The organism is Paenisporosarcina sp. P4_D4 (assembly GCF_056401835.1).
The window spans coordinates 1-1,091 of record NZ_JBFUIO010000320.1; the positions used below are offsets into that span (position 1 = coordinate 1).

Annotated in this window: 1 pseudogene; it reads right to left on the bottom strand. The window is 33.7% G+C overall.

Annotation, left to right across the window (positions count from 1 at the left end):
* Positions 1-126: 126 nt before the first annotated feature.
* Positions 127-582 (bottom strand): annotated as a pseudogene (locus tag AC1DSL_RS18525) (RNA polymerase sigma factor); the annotation flags it as partial.
* Positions 583-1,091: the final 509 nt, after the last annotated feature.

The following is a 1,091-nucleotide window of genomic DNA, read 5'->3' on the forward strand; positions in this document are numbered from 1 at the left end:
GAACCTGTAAATTGTAAAACAGTTAATAAATGGCGATTTACTCAGATTATATAASGAWACAAGAAGTATCGTGCGAGCAAAATGTGTCTCACAGTTCAACCATCTTCAGAATTAAAAATTGAATCTTTATCCAAATCGTTGAACCTCCTCCAACATCTTTTTCATTTTTTTCTTTGCTCTGGCTAACTGCGTTTTAATCGATTTATCTGTTGTACCATAAATAATAGCGATATCCTTTAAGGACAAATTCCCACTATATTTAAGCAGCAGTAATTCTGCATCTTTTTGCGGAATTTTGCCTAAGCAATCTGATAGCCATATATGCAATTCATTCTCTATAATGATTTGCTCTGGTGTTGTCCAATCCGGTAAATCATCGAGGTTAAATATCTTTACATAATTATCTTTATACTTACGTTTTCTTAAGCTATCGTAGTATTTATTGATTGCTACTCTATATAGCCATGCATCAATATACACTTCCTGAAGCGTATCTAAATACTGCACAAATTGAAAAGCAGTTTCCTGAACGATGTCTTCCGCGTCCTCTTTGATTGCCCCCATTTTCAGCAAAAGAAAATATACAGCCTTCCAAACCTAATTGTTCATCCTTAACCACCCTCCTWCACTATCAACGATTGAGTATTTAAAAAGTAAACAACAATTAACAAATTTCACTAAAAAAGAATAGCCTTCTGAGGAAGACTACYCTATGAATAAATATTCATTTTTAATATTAAATGCCATRCTTACGTGCCTTTTTAGTCGGATAACTTCACTTATAATAACTCCCTCCAAATGCAAATGTACCTTCTTAATCCACTAACCTGCCCCGTTAGTTTAAGTGAAGACCTTCACAATCTCAATGACATATTCAAACTCGAATAATCTAATAAAACACCCCTTTAGATAACCATATCCAAAGGGATATAACGGTACATCTTTTTTATAAACGGTACGACTTTATTTCAAAGCTACACCAAGGGGAGAAACTGGAGCACCTCATAAAGGATTTTGTACGAAACAATATTTGAAAGGAAATCGCACTACTCCCCTTCAATGCTAACTTCCAAAAAATTTAATAAAAAAAC